Source organism: Maribacter sp. C-4077, assembly GCF_055378385.1.
Genome location: NZ_AP038807.1, coordinates 1,313,450 through 1,332,099, shown reverse-complemented (window position 1 = coordinate 1,332,099; position 18,650 = coordinate 1,313,450). Strand labels below are relative to the sequence as shown.

The following is an 18,650-nucleotide window of genomic DNA, read 5'->3' as shown; positions in this document are numbered from 1 at the left end:
ATTAGGCTGTAAGCTTCTCTTAGAACCGAACCCTTTAAAATTCGACAAAACCATCGTATTTTTATTTTAAAAATCATAACCATGGCAACCCTATTCACTAAAATCATCAACGGAGAAATCCCATGTTACAAAGTTGCGGAGGATGAAAACTATTTGGCATTTTTGGATATTAATCCCAACGCAAAAGGCCATACCTTATGCATTCCCAAGGTGGAGGTAGATAAAATATTGGACTTGGAAGAGGCTACCTATATGGGGCTTATGGCATTTTCCCGAAAGGTTGGAAAAGCCCTTGAACGGGCCGTGGCATGTAAACGGGTGGGGATGACGGTGATTGGCCTGGAAGTACCGCACGTGCACGTACATTTGATTCCTTTGAACTCCATGCAGGACGCCACCTTTCAAAAAAAGGTGAAACTATCGGAAGGGGAATTCAAGCAGGTAGCCGAAGCGATCGCTGCTAAACTTTAATGGTTCCTCCCAAAAAGAAGTAGACCCCAATACCCGCAATCGCGATCATCAGCAAAAGGATTATAAAAAATAGGAAGGTGGGTTTGGTGGATTTCTTTTCGGGCACGACCGTCTTTTGATAATAATCGAACAGACGCTCTATATCATCGGTCCATTTAACGGGATAGATCATCGAGCTACATTTTCTGCAGACAATCTGGTTGCTTATTTCGTTCGTTGTTTTGTGGAAAAAACGTCCGTAGGTATGTTTTTGATAAAAGGTCAACTTTAGGTCCTGGTTAAAACACTCCGGACAGTTATTGGTCAAGTCCGCTTCCTTGATTACTTTCAGTTTTTCCTTTGCCATGACTATTGGTGTACTTTAAGCGTAATTTGCATGATGGTTCCCTCTTTGCCAGAGGAGAGTACCTTTATCTTACCGTTATGATATTCCTCCACGATTCGTTTAACGAGGGATAGCCCTAAGCCCCATCCTCGTTTTTTTGTGGTCACGCCGGGGTTAAAAATAGTATTAAAATTACTTTTGGGGATTCCGTGACCGGTATCGGCCACGAGAATATTCACATATTTTCCGTTGGGAACGATCTCTATGGCGATGCTTCCCTTGCCTTTCATCGCATCGATGCCATTCTTCACCAAGTTTTCAATGGTCCAATTATACAGCGACCTGTTCAATAAAACCTGGGCATTCTCCACTTTTGAGTTGAAGGAAAAATGGATAAGCTTGGAACTCCGCCTTTTAAGGTAGTCATAGGCATTCCTGGTTTCAACGACAATGTCGCTCGCATCCAGTTTTGGAAGGGAGCCAATTTTTGAGAACCGTTCCGTGATGGTCTGCAATCGGGCAATATCCTTCTCTATTTCCTTGGTGATGTCCGGATTGATATTTTCGGTTTTCAACAGTTCGTTCCATCCTAGCAATGAGGAAAGTGGGGTGCCTATTTGATGCGCAGTTTCCTTCGCCATGCCCGCCCATAATTTGTTCTGTTCCGATGCCTTGTTCGTTTTGAACAGGAAATAGATTACCGCCCCAAATAGCAGAATGATGAGAAGTAAGGCAATAGGATAAAACTTCAATTTGTTTAAGACTTCAGAATTTCCATAATAGAGCGTGGCCAAATGTTCGCCCTGCTGATCAATGGAAATGGGTACGTTCTCGTCCTGGAACTGCCTTAGTTTTTTCGAAATGTAAAGGGAATCCTTGGCCAGTTCCGTGGGTATATTGTTCGTTCTAATGGAGCTGTCCTTATTGATAAGGATCATGGGCGTTGATGTATTGTTTTGGAAAACCTTTAAATGCAGGCTGCCCAAATCAACATCCTCCGCAGATTGTAGGAATTCTGATTGGGCCGTGGCCCAAATCTCCATCTTTAGACGTTCCTCTTCCTTAAAGGTCTTAAAAAAGCTATTAGTATTCCAGAGTATCAGGCTCACAACGATAAAGGAGCCAACAACTAGGAATATATTGGACATCTTGTTTTTAGGACTAAAATTCATCCAGAAATTTTGTACTACTAAAGATAACCCAAAATGCGATTATTTGTTGTGTATTGATTGTCCTACAGTTTTATTCCCCGTTCATTTTGTTTATTTTTGATTTCTATTTATTAAAAGAGCATTAAGATGGAAATAGAAGGAAAGGTAAAAATGATTGGGGATACCCAAACATTTGGTAATAACGGTTTTAGAAAGCGTGAAGTTGTAGTCACTACAGACGAGCAATATCCCCAACATCTTATGGTTGAGTTTGTACAGGACAAATGTGATTTGTTGAACAACTACAAGGTTGGACAGGATGTAAAGATCAGTATCAATCTAAGAGGTAGGGAATGGACAAATCCCCAAGGCGAAACCAAATATTTCAATTCCATTCAAGGCTGGAGAATTGAAAACCTGACACCTTCCCAACCGGAAGGAATGCCTCCAGTACCGCCCATGGAAGCCTTTGAGCCTGCCGACAGTCTTAACGAGGAGGACCATGACGATCTACCTTTTTAAGTAGATTTACGAAAGCTATTTTTTAAAATTACTTCGATATACGGGAACTTGTTCGACCTGAAAAGGTTAAACAAGTTTTCGCTTTTTTGGGCTATTGTGTAATTTGAAAAAAAAGAATTTATAGTGCAGCGAGGACAAAATGCTATTTATTTTTTGGACCAGGAACTGTATTTTCCACCGGTAGAGAAGGCAAATTCTGAAGGCTTATTGGCCGTTGGCGGTGACCTTTCCCCGGAAAGATTGCTACTCGCCTATAGCAGTGGAATTTTTCCTTGGTTCAACGAGGATTCCCTGATTTTGTGGTGGAGCCCAGACCCCAGAATGGTGCTTTACCCAGAAGAGATACGTATTTCAAAAAGCATGCGAAAGGTTATTAAATCCGATAATTTTAGCGTTACCGTAAACACCAGTTTTGAAAGCGTAGTTGAGAACTGCGCGTCCATTGTACGGGAAGGGCAAAACGGGACGTGGATTACCCGTGAAATGAAATCGGCCTACCTCAAATTACATGAAAGGGGAATTGCCAAATCCTATGAGGTATGGGAAGAGTGCAGTTTGGTGGGAGGTCTTTACGGGGTAGATTTGGGCCATATTTTTTGTGGTGAGAGTATGTTCAGTAAAGTTTCGAACGCTTCAAAGGTCGCCTTTATCCGGCTGGCACAGGATTTACAGCAAAAGGGCTACAAGCTTATAGATTGCCAATTGTACACAGATCACCTGGCAAGTTTGGGGGCAAGGGAAATTTCTAGGGAATCCTTTATGGAACAGTTAAAGGCTTAGCACAAGTTCTGTTAAAAAGAACAGTTCGTATTCTGTACTCGCAGTGTAGTTTTCCGCTCGGTATTCACCTCCTATTTGTAATTTGGTCGTTGGACTAAGCACCCATCCCAGTTTGGGTGTAAATCTTTGGTCATATTCCGGGGTCATGGATCTGCCCACGCTTAAAAGGGATTCTGTAGAGATTACCAGATAAGGTTCGCCAACATCCAGTTTTTCGCCCATCAACGGGAAATCGGCCGCAAACCGATACCGAAATCTATGTACTGTATTATCACTGGTAATCCTTTGTTCAGATCTAAATCGGTTTCCGTACCGGATACTTCCATTTTTAAAGGTGACGTTGAACTGTTGGGTGAGTCGTAGTTCATTGTTGGCGTTGTTGTCAAAGGAATTTCGGATTCTATATTTTATGCCAAAACCAACACTTTGGTTGTCCCTTGTTTTAAGATTGGAAAAATGGTTGATGTCCATTTGCCTAACCGTAAGTTGAACATGAGAGTCCCTATAAAGAAAGGACCGGTTTTCAATTGAAAAGTTGTGGGAATAATTGGACGTTACATCATAATTCAGGGCCACCTGTGGATTCCAATAGCCCGTAAGTTTGTCCTGGGCCAAGTTTACGAAAGGGGCCATAAAAACAATCAGAACATGTAGTATGGAAATGCGTTTAATACAGGACATGGTCGTAGTTGGGAGGTAGGGACTTTCTCATTTTCTTAAAACTACCATCGGACCCAAAAAGCAGCTCGTAGTCAAAGTATTCCTTATCCTTTTTTCCCGCGACGATGAATTCATAGTTTATGCTGGGCAGGATCAGGTTTTGAAACGCATTCCGAATCGTTTTCTCCGTAGGCTCTTCTTTGGAAATAGGATATTGCTGTTGAATTCTTTTGATACGATATTTGGTAAAGGAATTATCGAGATATTTCAATATTTTTTCCAAGGGGTCCGATGGAATATCCACTTCTTTGATAAGTATTTCCACATCCTCCAAGGTTCCGTCTTCATCAAATTCAACACTGTACCATAACCTGTCCTTTTTGAACTTTGCCTCATAGCTGATTTTGGTACTGTCCGTTTCCCTGTAGAAACGGATTCTTTTAGCATCGTCTAACTTGTCATCGATAAGGTCCATTGCCGTTGAAGGAAATTGGCTTTTTCTGATCCGGTATTCCCGTTCATATTTATTTTGGGCGTTCACAAAACATCCAATAAGAATCAATAATGTAAGTAAACTATAGCTCTTCATATCTAAAACAACTTTTTTCGTGGTCGTTGACCATCCCAGTAGCTTGCATCATGGCATAGACCACGGTACTTCCAACGAATTTGAAGCCCCTTTTTTTGAGGTCTTTGCTAATGGTATCCGAAAGCGGTGTCGTCCCAGGGGCCTCCCTGTAATTTTCGACTTTGTTTTTAACGGGTTTGTTGGCTACGAACCCCCAATAATAATTACTAAAACTTCCAAATTCCTCTTGTATTTTAATAAATGCAAGGGCATTGGAAACAGTGGCATATACCTTCAGTTTGTTTCTTATGATACCTTGATTTTCTAAAAGTTCGTTTATTTTATTTTGATCGTACCGGGCTATTTTTTTATAGTCGAAATTGTCCAGGGCAATCCTGAAATTTTCACGTTTCCTTAAAACGGTTATCCAACTTAGGCCGGCTTGAAATGTTTCTAATATGAGAAACTCGAATAAGGTGGCATCATCCTTAACCGGAACGCCCCATTCCGTGTCGTGATAGGCCTCGTATAAGGCATCTCCCAAGCACCACCCACACCTTTTTACTTCTGTTTTATCACTGTGCATATCAAAAATACATGAGGGACAAAAGTAAAAAATCCCGCCACAAGTATTTTTGCGGCGGGACTTTTGTTTTTATTACCTTTTATTTTAAGGGAAGTAAACAAATGTTACTTTCTTTAAAGCAGGACTAATTGTTCGCTACGGTGGTTTTGCTTCTCAAATCAAGATATTCCAATTCTCCTGCTTCCAGTGCTTTCGCCATATCGGCCTTTACAAATTTATAGGAGTTAAAGAATTTCTTGCCATCAACGGCCGTAAGTTGGACCATGTCATCCTCCATTACCTTTACCACTTTGACCTTTACATCATCCAGGCTTTTGTAATTGGCAACGCCACCACGTTTTATGATGAAATTTGCCCTTGGAAAATGAATATGGTCAAAAGGTAGGTTCGTACTTTTTTGTATGGTAAAAATATCCCCAACCTTAACGTCGGCAGATTCGGTTTGTCCAAAAACACCAAAAGACACTAAAAACAATGTTAAAAATGATACTAAATGTTTCATAATACAATCAATTTAAGGTTCACAAATTAGGTTGTTAAAACAGTTTAATTTCCATGAACTATATGAAATTCGAAATTATAAACTTTTCAAATTATCATATCCATAAAATAACACCTGTTATTTCTTATTTCAAAAATAAAAGATCCAATTATCATAAAAGCATTACTTCTGTTAAAAAAAGTTAAACTTTTATTTTGTGATAGTATTGCTATTATATTCGCCAGTAATAACTATTAAAATTATGGAATGGAAGAGCTGTTTCAAGGTGTAAAAATTCGTGTGAACGATAAGTTATTTGTCAAAGACCCGGAATCGTCTGAGCTTGGGAAGTCCATTGTAAAGATGAGTATCGTTATGATGGGAGAGCTTGGATTCGAAAAATTCAATTTTAGAAAATTGGGCGAAAGAATAGGTTCCAATGAGAGTTCCATTTATCGCTACTTTGAGAACAAGCACAAGCTTTTATTGTATCTCACTTCATGGTACTGGGGATGGATGGAATACCAACTTGTTTTTGCTACCCATAACATTCCAAAGCCTGGCGAAAAACTGACCAAGGCCATTTATATGATCTCCAGGGAAATCACGGAGGACTCCAATTTTTCCCATATCAATGAGGTTCTTCTAAATAGAATCGTCATTAACGAGTATTCAAAATCCTACTTGACCAAAGAGGTGGATGAGGAAGATAAGGAAGGTTATTTTGCCAGCTATAAGAGATTGGCAAAAAGGTTAAGTGAAATGATAAAGCAGTACAATCCAAGCTACAAGTACCCATCCAGTTTGGCGAGTACCATATTAGGAGGTGCCCTGCACCAACACTTCTTAAAAGATCATTTTTCATCGATGACGGATTGTGGTGATGAAGTTACACCTACAGAATATTTGACCGACCTAGTCTTTAACGTTTTAAATCACACTAATGGCTAAAAAAATAATTACCGCATGGCAACGCTTAATAAGGATGCTAAAATTGGACAAAAAGGATGTCCGCCAAGTATTTTATTATGCAATTTTTGCCGGTTTGGTCAGTTTGACCTTGCCTTTGGGAATACAGGCCATAATCAATTTGATTCAGGGGGCACAGGTAACTACCTCCTGGATTATCCTCGTGATTTTGGTAACCTTGGGCGTGGCATTTCAAGGAGCGCTCCAATTGATGCAGATACGTATCATTGAAAATATCCAACAAAAAATATTTACTAGAAGTTCCTTTGAATTTGCCTATCGTTTTCCAAAGATAAAAATGTCAGAACTACGTAATTTTTATCCACCGGAACTGGCCAACCGTTTTTTCGATACACTGAACATACAAAAAGGAATTTCAAAATTATTGATTGACTTTCCCACAGCATTACTTCAAATTATTTTCGGTCTATTGCTGTTAAGTCTTTATCATCCGTTTTTTATCGCCTACGGAATTCTATTGTTGGGTTTGATCTATGTGGTCTTTAAGTACACCATTACAAAGGGTCTTGAAACAAGTTTACTGGAATCCAAACAAAAGTACAAGGTGGCCCATTGGATTCAGGAAGTGGCCAGGTGTATCGTAAGCTTTAAATTATCGGGGAAGACAAGTCACGCCCTTGAAAAGAACGACTATCTGACCGAAGGTTACCTAAAAGCAAGGGAAAACCACTTTAGAATTTTGGTGCTTCAGTTTATCCAAATGGTAGGTTTCAAAATTTTGGTTACTGGGGGACTATTGATCATTGGTGGACTTTTGGTACTCAATCAGGAAATGAATATTGGCCAGTTCGTAGCTGCGGAAATTATAATCCTACTGGTTATTAGTTCCGTAGAAAAGTTAATCGTTGGTCTAGAGTCCTTTTATGATGTGTTGACCGCTCTTGAAAAATTGGGACAGGTGGTCGATATGGAAATAGAACCTCAGCAGAAGGACCTTGAACTTCTGGACCAAGAGGATTTTAAAGTAGAGCTCGATACTATTACCTACTCGGTACCGGACAGGCAAAAGCCCATTTTGGATGGTATTTCCCTTCAGATAAATCCAAAGGACAGAATATTGATAAGAGGTACGAATGGCGCCGGAAAATCCAGTGTCTTACATCTTGTTTCCGGACTCATAGAGCCAACTAAAGGAAATATTTTTGTAAATGGTGTACGACTAAAGGCAGAAAACGTAAATCACTTTAGGTCAAAAGTGGGGCAATCCTTAAAGTTGGAGACTCCTTTTGAAGGTACATTGTTGAACAATATAACCTTTAATGATACTACCATACCTAAGGAGGATATTTTATGGGCTTTGGAGGTTACGGGACTTAGCCATATCGTTAGGGAAATGGACAATGGCCTGGATACCATGATTTTTCCCGAAGGCAAGCAAATTTCCTATACCGTTGCCAAGAAAATTGTGTTGGCCAGAAGTTTGGTCAAACGGCCCAAGCTACTGGTTCTTCGCGATCCCTTAGATCAATTCGATGCTGAAGAGGCGGATCGCATTATGGATTATCTCACCCATCCGGATAGGCCATGGAGTCTAATGGTCGTAAGTGATGACCCAAAATGGGTAACTAGGTGTGGCCGTATAATCAATTTGGCCGATGGTAAAATTTTAAACAACGAATAGCGCTATGTTGAATATATCTAAAACCGTATTAAATAGAAGCGTGGACCTATCGGGTTACAAAGCTGTGCAAAGGGTCAGCCAACACAAGTACAATAAACATTTCAACCGTTTTCTGATTGTGCTAGCGGTAATCTTTATTATCATGCTCTTTTTACCATGGACCCAGAACGTTCGCGGAAGGGGTTTTTTGACCACCCTAACACCCGATCAAAGGCCTCAGACCATACAATCACCAATTCCTGGGCGTATAGAGAAGTGGTTTGTAAGAGAGGGCGACTTTGTGGAAAAAGGGGATACCATATTACATATATCCGAAGTAAAAAACGAATATTTTGATCCAAGGTTGGTGGAGCGAACCGGAATGCAGATCAAAGCAAAGGAAATGTCTGTCACCTCATATCAGGAAAAAGTGAAGGCACTAGAAACCCAGATAGGTGCCTTGAACAAGGAACTCTCCTTGAAATTGGAACAGGCACAGAACAAATTGCTTCAGGCAAGGTTGAAAGTACAGAGCGATAGTATTGACTTGGAAGCTGCAAAGACTAACATCACCATTGCACAAAGACAATTTGACCGTACCACCCAATTGGAGTCTGAAGGCCTTAAGGCCGTAACCGATGTAGAGGAAAAAAGATTGAAGTTGCAGGAAACCCAAGCGAAACTGATCTCACAGGAAAATAAGTTGTTGGCCAGTAAAAACGAAGTTTTGAATGCCCAAGTGGAAATCACAAGGGTACAGGCAGAATATGCTGATAAGATTGCAAAGGCCCGTAGCGATAAGTTTACTGCGCAGTCCAGTCAGTTCGATTCTGAGGCACAGGTGACCAAGTTAGAGAACGAGTTTACCAATTATTCCATCCGCAACGACCTCTATTATATTAGGGCACCGCAAAGCGGATTTATAAACAAGGCCATTCAAGCTGGTATAGGAGAGACCTTTAAAGAAGGAGATCGTTTGGTAGGCATTATGCCGGCAAAATATGATATGGCGGTGGAAACCTTTATAGAGCCCATAGATTTGCCATTGATGCACCTAGGAGAGAAAGCAAGAATAGAATTTGACGGATGGCCCGTCATTATTTTCAGCGGATGGCCAAATGTATCCTACGGTACCTATGGAGGGGTTGTCGTTGCCATTGAAACGTTCATCAGCGAAAATGGAAAATACAGAATTTTGTTGGCCCCAGATCCTGAGGACCATCCATGGCCGAAAGATCTTAGAGTGGGTTCAGGTGCCAATACTATAGCCTTATTGGATGATGTTCCTATTTGGTTTGAACTATGGAGACAATTGAATGGCTTCCCTCCAAATTATTACCAACCGGAGGGGGCGAAAGCGGAACCGGTCAAAAAATAACTATGAATAAGTATTTTATCCTAATACTACTATTTTTCTGTAGTTTTTTGGTAAATGGGCAGCAAAACGATACGTTGGTCCTTAAGTTCAACGAATATCTTGGATATGTCAAAAGATTTCATCCTATTGCCAAGCAGGCGGAACTTGCCTTAAGTACGGGTCAGGCAAACTTGTTAAAGGCAAGGGGCGGTTTTGACCCCAAGTTGGATGTGGACTACGAACGTAAGGATTTTAAGGGTACAGAGTATTATGACCGTTTAAACGCTACCTTCAAGATACCCACATGGTATGGTATAGAACTCAAGGGTAATTTTGAGCAGAATGAGGGCGAGTTTATAAACCCCGAGGAATCCGTACCGGAAAACGGACTGTATAGCGCTGGTATCTCCCTATCACTTGGACGTGGTTCTTGGATAAACGAACGTATGGCAACCCTAAAACAAGCCAAGTTTTTCAGGGAACAAAGTAAAGCAGACCGGGATTTGCTCGTGAACCAAATATTGTTCGATGCTTCTTTGGCTTACTTTAAATGGTTACAGGCCTATAGGGATAGTCAAGTATATTCGAATTTTTTGGAAAATGCCCAGATCCGTTTTACAGGAATAAAAAAGAGTGCCCTTGCAGGTGATATCGCCGCCATTGATACGGTAGAAGCGAAAATTGCGGTACAGAATAGGGCCTTGGAACTGGAACAGGCACGGGTTACTTTGGTGAACAAATCTATGGAACTTTCTAATTTCCTTTGGTTGGGCGATAATATCCCTGTGAATTTGCAGTCCAATGTAATCCCAGAGGACAATCTGGACTTGGAAATCGATGAAACTTTTGAAATTTTAGGCAAACCCTTGGACAGTTTTTCCTTGGAAAACCACCCAAAATTGAAAAGTCTGGGGTTTAAGGTCGATGGACTCATTGTGGACAAAAGATTGAAAACAAATAAACTCCTGCCTACCATTGATGTAGATTATAACCTGCTAACGGAAACTCCGGAATTGGCAAATTCACTTCAGACTGATTATTACAAAGGAGGAGTAACCTTTCAGTTGCCTTTATTCCTTAGAAAGGAACGCGGCGATTTACGATTGGCGAAAATCAAATTACAGGATGCACGGTTGGAATATGACAATGCAGAGGTGGCCATACAAAATAAGGTAATAGCCATATATAATGAGTTGGATTCATTTGAAGATCAAAACCGTTTGATTTTGGATATTGTTACAAACTATCAAAGTCTATTGACGGCCGAAGAACGAAAGTTCAGTTTTGGTGAGAGCTCTCTTTTCCTAATAAATTCAAGGGAAAGTAAACTTATCGATGCGGTACTGAAACAGAATGAAGTCCAGAATAAATATTATACGGCCAAGGCAAAGCTTTTCAACAGTTTGGCCGTGAATCCCGTGAATCTTTAATTTTCCCGTTTATGGCATTATCAAATGTACATATAGGCCCAAATCTTAAGCAATTTGTCAAGGACGCCTTTTTTTTGTTAGGCGGAATTCTCGCTGCCGCATTTGGATTGGAAAGTTTCCTATTGCCAAATCAATTTATTGATGGTGGTGCAACGGGTATCTCCTTACTCTTGGCTGAGGTCTATGAAATACCTTTGTATGTACTGATCATTCTTGTTAATATACCTTTCATTTTTTTGGGATATAAGGTCATAGGAAGACAATTTACGATTAAGACCACCATAGCCATTGTTGGTTTAGCTTTTGTTTTGGTAACATTGGATTTCCCAGAAGTTACCCAAGACAAACTTTTGGTAGCCGTTTTCGGTGGTTTTTTTCTTGGCGCAGGTATAGGACTTTCCGTTCGGGGTGGTGGTGTATTGGATGGAACTGAAATCTTGGCCATCTACTTGAGTAGGAAGATGGGAACGACCATTGGGGACATCATCATACTCATCAATGTTTTGGTTTTTATGGCCGCAGCGTATTTGCTTTCAGTGGAGTCCGCCCTGTACTCCATGTTAACCTATTTAGCGGCATCCAAAACCTTGGACTTTGTAATAGAAGGTATCGAGGAATACACAGGGGTTACCATAATTTCAGATCATAGCGAACAGCTTCGGGATATGATCATCAATGTTTTGGGAAGGGGAGTGACTATTTATCCCGCAAAGGGAGGATATGGAAAGAATGGCGCTCATAACGAATACGATGTGCTTTTTACGGTAATTACGCGGTTGGAAATTCGGAAATTGAATATTGAAATATCCAAAATAGATCCAAAGGCCTTCGTAGTTATGAGCAAGATAAACGACACACGGGGTGGGATGATCAAAAAGAGAAATATAAAATAATAGTAATACTATTAAAAAAGAAAGTTTAACACTCAATTAACATAGTAAATATTTTAAATTCTTCTTGCTGTCACTATCTTTGCACAGTATTAATTAATAATATATATGAAGAATAATTTTTATTTTTTGTTGATTTCGTGTGTAACTTTTTCAATGGTCCATGCCAAGGAGCTAGATCAAAACGTTGAACCTATACATAGCAAGGTCTCCAAGGAATGCGAACTATTGGATTGTAGAGCCCTTAGCACCCCCAAGTTGTTAATAAACGAGGGACCGTCATTAATAGAGGTGGACTATGAGGTAGACCTTGGTTTTGACCCCTACCTGTTTCTGTCCCCGGATTTCGACCCTTATTTTGGTATGGAATTGAACATTGATTCGTTAATACTTATGGAGGATGAGGATGAGGTAGACCTTGGTTTTGATACCTCACTTTATTTGCCAAAGAATTTTAATCCTTATTTGGGAATGTGAGTTTTGTTTGGTTTGGTTAGTTTGGGCCGGTCTTGTTTCTTCTTTAAAGACCGGCCCTTTCTTTTGTCCATAATAAAATGTAAGGTTTGGTAAATATTCCCAACCAATCAATTTTGAATTTACGATACTATGAAATGAGCCATAACAAGTCTTGATACCAACCGGGATGGTTATTGGCGAAAACGAAGTTTCATGAATACCGCTGAAAAGCAAATAGTAAATAATGAACTAAATCAAAGATTCATGAACACCTTTTGGAAATACAATAAACAGCGATGTGAATAATTGCATCTGACCTATGAAAAACAATAAAAATATACAGATGAAAGTATTTACAAAGACATCTTTGGCCAACGCACTTGAAGTCGCTTTTACATATAATCAATATTCGCAGTTGGTGCAGAGCTTGGCAAGCGAGGGAAAATCTACGGGAGAGGATGCTACAGAGGCTTATATAAACTATACCAAGTTGAACGCAAAGCGCATGCAGCGATGGGATAAGACCTTAAAATTTTCCGAGGAATCTGTGAGCCTCTTGAAATCCTTCCCAAATAAGGTAAATTGGTTGGTGTTTACGGAAAGTTGGTGCGGGGACGCATCGCCCGCATTGCCCGTTATGAACAAGATTGCAAAAATCAATCCCAACATTTCCCTTAAAATCATTTTAAGGGACGAACATCCGCAGCTTATGCGGCAATTTTTGACCAATGGTGCATGGTCCATTCCAAAACTCGTACAACTTGAACCTGAATCCAATAGGGTTCTTGGTACCTGGGGTCCCCGTTCGTCCAACGCGACCCAATTGGTAGAGGCCTTTGAAAAGGAGCATGGTACTTTGACCGCTGCCTTTAGGGAGCAGCTTCAGATATGGTACAATAAGGATAAGGGACAGAGTATACTGGAGGACCTTTTACTCCTACTTTCCTTGAAATAGATACGTGATCGTGCCTTTCTGACTTGGCTTATCGGAAACGCTAAATTGTGCCTTATAGGCATAGGCAATGGCATTGTCTACCAAGCAGCCGTTTGAAGTGCCGGAGCTTTTTTCGTTAAAACTGGCATCGGTTACTTGACCAAGGTTATTGACTTCTATATTCACCACTACTTTTCCGCCTTCAATACACGTATAAATAGGTGGGGGTAAACGGTATCCGTTTCTATCGATCAAGGAAAAGGAAATGGACGTACGCCTTTCCGCGAGGTAGTTGGTGTATTCCTCTTTTTTTGCCTCTTTTTCACCCAATAGTTGCTTTTTTTCCTCTCTTTTCTTTGCGAGTTCCTTAACACGCTCAACAAAATCGCCGTCAGACATAAGGTTTTCGGCCAGTTCCCCATTATTTTCCATGGCCCTTTCCTCCATGAGTTCCTCTAGAGTTTGCAAAGGCTCCGGATTGCCAACATTCGGTTTGGCCGTTTCATTGAAGGCCATATGACTTTTTATGGCTTCGGTCTTGGCAAGTTCTTCCAGCAATTCTTCCTCCTCCTTTGTAAGTTCCTCAGGTTCTTCCAATACCATCTCAACCACGTAGTCGTCATCATCTTCCTCTTGGCCGCCCAAATGGATATTGTACAATGTCAAGACAACGATACCCATAGAAAACAGGGTAATCAAAAAAGAGAGTTGTTGTCTGTTGAGATTCATGTGTATATAACCGATTTTTCCCAAAAATATTTCAGTAAATCGACGAACGGGAATTTACTAAAAATTCATCGATATAACGATTACTGCAAAATCCGTTCCGATAAATCCGATGGGTCCTGGGATATATCTACGTTAAAATCGCCTATTTTGGTTCTTCTCAACCCGGAGAGATGCCCGCCAGAGCCCAAGGCCTTGCCAAAATCATGCGCTATGGAACGTATATACGTTCCTTTGCTGCAGGAGATTCTAAAGTCGACCTCAGGCAATCGAACATCCGTTATTTCAAAGGAATGGATGTGCACTTTTCTTTTGTTGATGGCGACATCTTTTCCTTCCCTTGCGTATTCATACAAGCGTTTACCACCTTTTTTTATGGCCGAAAAAACAGGCGGCGCCTGCTCGATTTCCCCAATGAACCCTGAAGTTGTTTTAATGATTTGCGCTTCCGTAATATGGTCTATGGCAAATTTTTCATCAATTTCCGTTTCCAAATCGTAGGAAGGTGTGGTACCGCCCAAGGTAATAGTGCCGGTATACTCCTTTGTCTGACCCTGGTACTCCGGAATTCTTTTGGTGAACTTTCCGGTACAGATAATAAGTAGTCCTGTGGCCAAGGGGTCTAGCGTACCGGCATGGCCAATCTTTATTTTTTTAAGTCCGAATTTCTTCCGGATCGCCCATTTTAACTTGTTCACCGCCTGAAATGAGGACCAGCCCAAAGGCTTGTCTATAAGTAATAGCTGACCGTTCAAATAATCTTCCTTGGTCAAGGTCTCCATTAAGGTTTTGTATTTAAGGTTTATGGGTTTGCAATTCCGAAGATGATAGCAATTAGGCCCACGATTAGACAATAGATGGCAAAATAAGAAAGCTTGCTTTTTCTCACCAGTTGAATCATCCAGGTACAAGCGGCCAGTCCTGCAACAAAGGCGGCCAAGAATCCGGCTCCCATGGCCATATTGTTTTCGCCGTTAAACGTAAGTTCGCCCCCCAACAGGTCCTTGGCGATTTTACCGAATATCAGGGGTACCACCATTAAAAAGGAAAACCTGGCAGATTTTGATTTGTCCACGCCCAAAAGTACCGATGTGGATATGGTGGCCCCGCTCCTTGATATCCCGGGCAGCATGGCAATGGCCTGGGAAATTCCTATGACAAAGGCACTCCCAAAGCCTACCTTTTTATCCGTGTCCTTCGCCTTATCGGCAAAATAGAGCAATACGGCCGTAATCAACAACATAAAACCAACGAACATAACATTACCCCCAAAAAAAGCCTCCAACTGTTCTTCAAAAAACAGGCCCACCAAAACTGCGGGAATCATGGAAACGATGATTTTGGCACTGAATTGGCTTTCCTCGTTCCATGAAAATTGAAATAGTCCCCTAATGATTTCCCCAATGTCCCTTCTAAACACCACAATGGTGCTCAAAGCCGTGGCAAAGTGCAGCACCACTGTAAACAGCAAACTTTCCTCGGGAACGGAATTGTCGCCCAAAATTGCCTTGCCCAATTCTAAATGTCCGCTAGAGGAAACTGGAAGAAACTCGGTCAAACCTTGAACGATTCCGAGTATGATTGCATCTAAAATATCCAACTTAGTCTTTCTTTTTGTGAGGATTCAATAATATGGCGTAGACCTCTATTCCCAAGCCAATCAATACCAAGGTAGGTGCCAGGCGGATTCTTCTAAAATTATAGATCTCCGAGTTAAAAACGTTTGGGTCATCACTACCACCGCCACTCATCAGTATAAATCCCAAGGCGATACACGCAACGCCAATGAACATGAAAAGGTAATTCTTTTTCTGAAAAATAAATTCCCGTCTAGGGTTCTGGTTTACTTTGTCCTTCTTACTCATTTGGCAAATTTAGTAATATAATTCGTCTGTTCTGAGATTTAAGAAACGCTGGGTGGCAAAGTAGGTGCTGAGGAGGGAGATAACAATTCCCAAAAGAAACACACCAACCAGGAGAATAACCAGGATGATAGGGTCTTCCAAAAGTCCCAAGTCCTGAAAATTGGTGTTCACGTAATAAATTACCCCTGCAATGGCCAAAAGCGCAAGGAGCGCCCCCAACATACCCAATTTGATGTTCTGCCATAGGAAGGGCTTTCGAATAAAGCTTTTTGTGGCCCCTACCATTTGCATGGTTTTGATAATGAACCTTTTGGAATAGATGGATAACCGTATGGAGCTGTTGATCAATAATACCGCGATTACGGTAAAAATGGCACTAGCCACCAAAATCCAAAATCCTATTTTTTCTACACTCTTGGCGACCATACTTACCAATACCCGATCGTAGCTTACCTCGTCCACATAACTTTTCTCTTCCAGGGTGGCGGCTATTTCCGCGACCTTTTCGGCCGTGACAAAATCGGCATTCAATTTAACGTCTATGGAATTCTTAAGCGGATTGTAGCCCAAGTAATCCACAAAATCCTCCCCTATTTCCTTGCTGTGCTGGGCTGCGGCCTCTTCTTTGGATACATAGGTGGCCGACTTCGTATATTCAGACATTGCCAATGTTTTCTGCAATTGCTCCACCTCCATATCCTTGGCATCTTCCTTTAAAAAAATGGAAATGGTAATCTGCTCCTTGGATCGGTCCGCCATTTTTTTGGTATTTAGGACCAGCAATCCCAAAATGCCCAAAAGAAACAGTACCAAGGCGATACTCAATACGACCGAGAAATAGGACGAGATCAATTTCCTTCTTTGATATCTTTCAAATGCTTTGCTCATAGTAACGTATCGGCATGTAAAAATAGAAAAGTAATGTGAATTGAATCATAAAAAATAGGAACACTCACCGCTTTAGGGTGAAATGCCCGGTACGGACCAAGGTGTCCAACTTTATCCGGTACCAATAATCCGATTCCGGCATGGGAGCGCCCAAGAAGTTTCCATCCCAAGAGGCATTTGTACCACTGCCAAATTTTAATAATTTCCCATACCGATTATAGATGGAAAGCTCCACATTGTTAAAGGACTCGATGCCTTCCGGAATTAAAAGGTCATTCGAGGTATCGCCGTTCGGTGTAAAGAAATTGGGGACAACAATATGCAGATAATCGGTCGTGACGATGCCACAGTTGGTCTTGTCCCTAATGGATATGGTATACGGCCCTCCCGTAACGGCCTCAAAAACGGGGCTGTCCTGAAAACTACTTCCATCCAAAGAGTATTCGAAATCCCCTGAATTTTGGGTCGTAATGATGATGGAGCGTCCGTTGGAAGTAATCGAATCCAATCTTGGTGCATCAATTTGGTTCAATGTAATGGTCCGTGTACTGGAACATCCATTGCTATCAGTGACGGTCACGGAATACTCCCCGGGAGCGTTAACCGAAATATCGCGTGTAGTCTCCCCAGTACTCCAGGTATAACTAACATTGTCAATTTCAGCCGATAAAAAGGCCGTATCCCCCTCGCAAAAAGTTTCAGTGCTGTCAAAAACTTGGGGCAAAGGATTAAAGGTCAGGGTGACTGCCGTTCTGGTAGCGGATGGACAATCGACTTCACTCGAATTCGCCTCCGCATAGTAGGTGCCTGCTTCGGTGGGGGAAAACTCCCTGTTGTTTTCCAAAAGTAGGTTTCCCCCAGTAGGGGCATCATACCAATTTACACTATAAATATCAGCACTATCCACGATTAAAGTGGCGGTTTCATTCTCGCATACGGACACGTCGCCATTGTTTGTGGGTGGTGGCGGTATGGGCACGATATTGATTTCAAAAACATCGGATAGCACATTACAAAGGTCATTGGATACGTTGATCGGGTCCTCCGCTACTTTTACGCGGTAAAAACGGGTCGAATTTATCAGTGGGGTGGTAAATGTGTTTGAGGTCTCACCGGGTACATCGGTCCAAACTTGATTATCCGTACTTTCCTGCCATTGATAGGCATGGGTAGAAAAAATGGAATTATCAGGATTGGCCACCAATATTGCAGATACCGAACCTTGATTTTCACAGGTTACAATGAAATCCTCGGCTTGGTCCGTGGCCACGCTTACGCTATCGCCACAGGATTTAAAGACAATATCGTCAATGGCGAGATCGTTACCGCACCCACCATTGCTATTGTTCCGCATTTTGAGGATGACGGAGGTCTGCCCGGGCAGGGTCTGGAATACCAAGGCAAATTGTTGCCAGGCTGCCGTGGTCATGGCCTGAATATTTCCAGTATCCCCTTGGGCCAAAAGATTGGTGTCGGTTTGGTCCCAGATCTGATAGCGAACGTTGATGGGAATATTGTTTCCGTCGCAACCACCCGTACGCTGCAGATTTATGAGCCAAGAGGAAAATTCATAGGTGGTATTTTCACACAGACCTGTTACGGCACGCTGATAAAATTCTCCGGCCGTAAAACTGGCATTTACGATAAAAGCCTTTCCGTTGGTGTCTCCGGGAGTGTGGTCCTGTACGTTCTGCCAATCAAAATAATTGGTAGTGCTGGAAATGGTATAGTCGCCATCGTTGGGCGTTCCCGTGGTAAAATTATAGGTAGTGGTCCCGGGCGGAAGTTCAGGTCCGTCCACCGTACCAGAACCAAAATCCTCCGTAAAAATGGGGTCTCCAGAGCTGCCCGTACAAAAACCTAACTGCGCCCTTCCTTTCACGGCCGCCAAAACCAGAAAGAGGACAAAACAAAGAAAGTATTTGGGACTTTTGGTATTCACGGTACTAAAGGTACGTTTTTGGAAAAGA

Annotated in this window: 22 protein-coding genes; 10 read left to right on the top strand and 12 right to left on the bottom strand. The window is 41.6% G+C overall.

The genetic code is table 11. The annotated features are described in order from the left end of the window. Positions 1–81: 81 nt before the first annotated feature. Complete coding sequence (locus tag ACZ41C_RS05715) at positions 82–471, top strand: HIT family protein (RefSeq protein ID WP_464564898.1); 390 nt, start codon at positions 82–84, stop codon at positions 469–471. On the opposite strand, the gene ACZ41C_RS05710 is transcribed toward ACZ41C_RS05715, so the two are convergent. Then, positions 461–817 carry a hypothetical protein gene (locus ACZ41C_RS05710; protein WP_464564897.1) on the bottom strand — a complete coding sequence of 119 codons (357 nt, stop codon included), beginning with the start codon at positions 815–817 and terminating at the stop codon, positions 461–463. The genes ACZ41C_RS05715 and ACZ41C_RS05710 overlap by 11 nt on opposite strands. A 2-nt stretch (positions 818–819) precedes the next feature. Beyond that, positions 820–1,968, bottom strand: a complete 1,149-nt coding sequence (locus ACZ41C_RS05705) for a sensor histidine kinase (RefSeq protein WP_138256926.1) — start codon at positions 1,966–1,968, stop codon at positions 820–822. A 126-nt stretch (positions 1,969–2,094) separates the two neighbouring features. On the opposite strand from ACZ41C_RS05705, the gene ACZ41C_RS05700 reads away from it, so the two are divergent. Both ACZ41C_RS05700 and aat read left to right on the top strand, forming a co-directional pair. Continuing rightward, the gene (locus ACZ41C_RS05700; RefSeq protein WP_138256927.1) at positions 2,095–2,469 is read left to right on the top strand and encodes a DUF3127 domain-containing protein; all 375 of its coding nucleotides are present in this window, start codon (positions 2,095–2,097) and stop codon (positions 2,467–2,469) included. A gap of 144 nt (positions 2,470–2,613) precedes the next feature. Further along, positions 2,614–3,249 (top strand): leucyl/phenylalanyl-tRNA--protein transferase, encoded by a 636-nt coding sequence (aat, locus tag ACZ41C_RS05695; RefSeq protein ID WP_464565709.1) that lies wholly within the window; start codon positions 2,614–2,616, stop codon positions 3,247–3,249. On the opposite strand, the gene ACZ41C_RS05690 is transcribed toward aat, so the two are convergent. The 4 genes from ACZ41C_RS05690 to ACZ41C_RS05675 all read right to left on the bottom strand — a co-directional run bounded on the left by ACZ41C_RS05690 (position 3,238) and on the right by ACZ41C_RS05675 (position 5,565). Beyond that, positions 3,238–3,930 (bottom strand): DUF2490 domain-containing protein, encoded by a 693-nt coding sequence (locus ACZ41C_RS05690; RefSeq protein WP_464564896.1) that lies wholly within the window; start codon positions 3,928–3,930, stop codon positions 3,238–3,240. The genes aat and ACZ41C_RS05690 overlap by 12 nt on opposite strands. Beyond that, positions 3,917–4,498, bottom strand: coding sequence for a hypothetical protein (locus ACZ41C_RS05685; RefSeq protein WP_464564895.1), 582 nt, complete (start codon positions 4,496–4,498; stop codon positions 3,917–3,919). Before ACZ41C_RS05685 ends, ACZ41C_RS05690 begins: the two co-directional genes overlap by 14 nt. Next, positions 4,485–5,063 (bottom strand): DNA-3-methyladenine glycosylase I, encoded by a 579-nt coding sequence (locus ACZ41C_RS05680; RefSeq protein WP_138256930.1) that lies wholly within the window; start codon positions 5,061–5,063, stop codon positions 4,485–4,487. Before ACZ41C_RS05680 ends, ACZ41C_RS05685 begins: the two co-directional genes overlap by 14 nt. Positions 5,064–5,187: 124 nt before the next feature. Beyond that, the gene (locus ACZ41C_RS05675) at positions 5,188–5,565 is read right to left on the bottom strand and encodes a hypothetical protein (RefSeq protein ID WP_138256931.1); all 378 of its coding nucleotides are present in this window, start codon (positions 5,563–5,565) and stop codon (positions 5,188–5,190) included. A 246-nt stretch (positions 5,566–5,811) separates the two neighbouring features. Here ACZ41C_RS05675 and ACZ41C_RS05670 point away from each other — a divergent pair, with 246 nt between their 5' ends. The 7 genes from ACZ41C_RS05670 (at position 5,812) to ACZ41C_RS05640 (ending at position 13,222) form a co-directional block, all read left to right on the top strand. Beyond that, a complete protein-coding gene (locus ACZ41C_RS05670; protein ID WP_138256932.1) occupies positions 5,812–6,495 on the top strand; it encodes a TetR/AcrR family transcriptional regulator in 684 nt (227 codons plus the stop codon). Further along, positions 6,488–8,155 (top strand): peptidase domain-containing ABC transporter, encoded by a 1,668-nt coding sequence (locus ACZ41C_RS05665; protein WP_464564894.1) that lies wholly within the window; start codon positions 6,488–6,490, stop codon positions 8,153–8,155. Before ACZ41C_RS05670 ends, ACZ41C_RS05665 begins: the two co-directional genes overlap by 8 nt. Before the next feature lie 4 nt (positions 8,156–8,159). Next, on the top strand, positions 8,160–9,512 hold the full coding sequence (locus ACZ41C_RS05660) for an HlyD family secretion protein (RefSeq protein ID WP_138256934.1): 1,353 nt from the start codon (positions 8,160–8,162) through the stop codon (positions 9,510–9,512). A gap of 2 nt (positions 9,513–9,514) precedes the next feature. Beyond that, positions 9,515–10,921: a TolC family protein gene (locus ACZ41C_RS05655; RefSeq protein WP_138256935.1), complete on the top strand. Its 1,407-nt coding sequence runs from the start codon at positions 9,515–9,517 to the stop codon at positions 10,919–10,921. 11 nt (positions 10,922–10,932) lie between these two features. Further along, on the top strand, positions 10,933–11,814 hold the full coding sequence (locus tag ACZ41C_RS05650; protein ID WP_138256936.1) for a YitT family protein: 882 nt from the start codon (positions 10,933–10,935) through the stop codon (positions 11,812–11,814). Between the two features lie 105 nt (positions 11,815–11,919). After that, entirely contained in the window at positions 11,920–12,288 is a 369-nt protein-coding gene (locus tag ACZ41C_RS05645; protein ID WP_464564893.1) for a hypothetical protein, read from the top strand. Positions 12,289–12,610: 322 nt separating this feature from the next. Next, a complete protein-coding gene (locus ACZ41C_RS05640; RefSeq protein ID WP_464564892.1) occupies positions 12,611–13,222 on the top strand; it encodes a thioredoxin family protein in 612 nt (203 codons plus the stop codon). Here the strand turns inward: ACZ41C_RS05640 and ACZ41C_RS05635 are convergent. The 6 genes from ACZ41C_RS05635 to ACZ41C_RS05610 all read right to left on the bottom strand — a co-directional run bounded on the left by ACZ41C_RS05635 (position 13,205) and on the right by ACZ41C_RS05610 (position 18,622). Beyond that, on the bottom strand, positions 13,205–13,930 hold the full coding sequence (locus ACZ41C_RS05635; RefSeq protein WP_464564891.1) for an energy transducer TonB family protein: 726 nt from the start codon (positions 13,928–13,930) through the stop codon (positions 13,205–13,207). The two genes, ACZ41C_RS05640 and ACZ41C_RS05635, sit on opposite strands and share 18 nt — an antisense overlap. Positions 13,931–14,010: 80 nt before the next feature. Continuing rightward, positions 14,011–14,709, bottom strand: a complete 699-nt coding sequence (truB, locus tag ACZ41C_RS05630; RefSeq protein ID WP_464564890.1) for a tRNA pseudouridine(55) synthase TruB — start codon at positions 14,707–14,709, stop codon at positions 14,011–14,013. Positions 14,710–14,729: 20 nt separating this feature from the next. Beyond that, positions 14,730–15,527, bottom strand: coding sequence for an undecaprenyl-diphosphate phosphatase (locus ACZ41C_RS05625; RefSeq protein WP_464564889.1), 798 nt, complete (start codon positions 15,525–15,527; stop codon positions 14,730–14,732). Between the two features lies 1 nt (position 15,528). After that, the gene (locus tag ACZ41C_RS05620) at positions 15,529–15,792 is read right to left on the bottom strand and encodes a DUF3098 domain-containing protein (RefSeq protein ID WP_464564888.1); all 264 of its coding nucleotides are present in this window, start codon (positions 15,790–15,792) and stop codon (positions 15,529–15,531) included. A gap of 9 nt (positions 15,793–15,801) precedes the next feature. Further along, entirely contained in the window at positions 15,802–16,680 is an 879-nt protein-coding gene (locus tag ACZ41C_RS05615; RefSeq protein ID WP_138256943.1) for a cell division protein FtsX, read from the bottom strand. Positions 16,681–16,744: 64 nt separating this feature from the next. After that, positions 16,745–18,622, bottom strand: coding sequence for a T9SS type B sorting domain-containing protein (locus tag ACZ41C_RS05610; protein ID WP_464564887.1), 1,878 nt, complete (start codon positions 18,620–18,622; stop codon positions 16,745–16,747). Positions 18,623–18,650: the final 28 nt, after the last annotated feature.

What these genes read in the sequence shown, in the direction of transcription:
- ACZ41C_RS05715 (WP_464564898.1), top strand. Translation starts at nt 82, where the DNA reads ATGGCAACCCTATTCACTAAAATCATCAACGGAGAAATCCCATGTTAC.
- ACZ41C_RS05710 (WP_464564897.1), bottom strand. Translation starts at nt 817, where the DNA reads ATGGCAAAGGAAAAACTGAAAGTAATCAAGGAAGCGGACTTGACCAAT.
- ACZ41C_RS05705 (WP_138256926.1), bottom strand. Translation starts at nt 1,968, where the DNA reads ATGAATTTTAGTCCTAAAAACAAGATGTCCAATATATTCCTAGTTGTT.
- ACZ41C_RS05700 (WP_138256927.1), top strand. Translation starts at nt 2,095, where the DNA reads ATGGAAATAGAAGGAAAGGTAAAAATGATTGGGGATACCCAAACATTT.
- ACZ41C_RS05690 (WP_464564896.1), bottom strand. Translation starts at nt 3,930, where the DNA reads ATGTCCTGTATTAAACGCATTTCCATACTACATGTTCTGATTGTTTTT.
- ACZ41C_RS05685 (WP_464564895.1), bottom strand. Translation starts at nt 4,498, where the DNA reads ATGAAGAGCTATAGTTTACTTACATTATTGATTCTTATTGGATGTTTT.
- ACZ41C_RS05680 (WP_138256930.1), bottom strand. Translation starts at nt 5,063, where the DNA reads ATGCACAGTGATAAAACAGAAGTAAAAAGGTGTGGGTGGTGCTTGGGA.
- ACZ41C_RS05675 (WP_138256931.1), bottom strand. Translation starts at nt 5,565, where the DNA reads ATGAAACATTTAGTATCATTTTTAACATTGTTTTTAGTGTCTTTTGGT.
- ACZ41C_RS05670 (WP_138256932.1), top strand. Translation starts at nt 5,812, where the DNA reads ATGGAAGAGCTGTTTCAAGGTGTAAAAATTCGTGTGAACGATAAGTTA.
- ACZ41C_RS05665 (WP_464564894.1), top strand. Translation starts at nt 6,488, where the DNA reads ATGGCTAAAAAAATAATTACCGCATGGCAACGCTTAATAAGGATGCTA.
- ACZ41C_RS05660 (WP_138256934.1), top strand. Translation starts at nt 8,160, where the DNA reads ATGTTGAATATATCTAAAACCGTATTAAATAGAAGCGTGGACCTATCG.
- ACZ41C_RS05655 (WP_138256935.1), top strand. Translation starts at nt 9,515, where the DNA reads ATGAATAAGTATTTTATCCTAATACTACTATTTTTCTGTAGTTTTTTG.
- ACZ41C_RS05650 (WP_138256936.1), top strand. Translation starts at nt 10,933, where the DNA reads ATGGCATTATCAAATGTACATATAGGCCCAAATCTTAAGCAATTTGTC.
- ACZ41C_RS05645 (WP_464564893.1), top strand. Translation starts at nt 11,920, where the DNA reads ATGAAGAATAATTTTTATTTTTTGTTGATTTCGTGTGTAACTTTTTCA.
- ACZ41C_RS05640 (WP_464564892.1), top strand. Translation starts at nt 12,611, where the DNA reads ATGAAAGTATTTACAAAGACATCTTTGGCCAACGCACTTGAAGTCGCT.
- ACZ41C_RS05635 (WP_464564891.1), bottom strand. Translation starts at nt 13,930, where the DNA reads ATGAATCTCAACAGACAACAACTCTCTTTTTTGATTACCCTGTTTTCT.
- truB (WP_464564890.1), bottom strand. Translation starts at nt 14,709, where the DNA reads ATGGAGACCTTGACCAAGGAAGATTATTTGAACGGTCAGCTATTACTT.
- ACZ41C_RS05620 (WP_464564888.1), bottom strand. Translation starts at nt 15,792, where the DNA reads ATGAGTAAGAAGGACAAAGTAAACCAGAACCCTAGACGGGAATTTATT.
- ACZ41C_RS05615 (WP_138256943.1), bottom strand. Translation starts at nt 16,680, where the DNA reads ATGAGCAAAGCATTTGAAAGATATCAAAGAAGGAAATTGATCTCGTCC.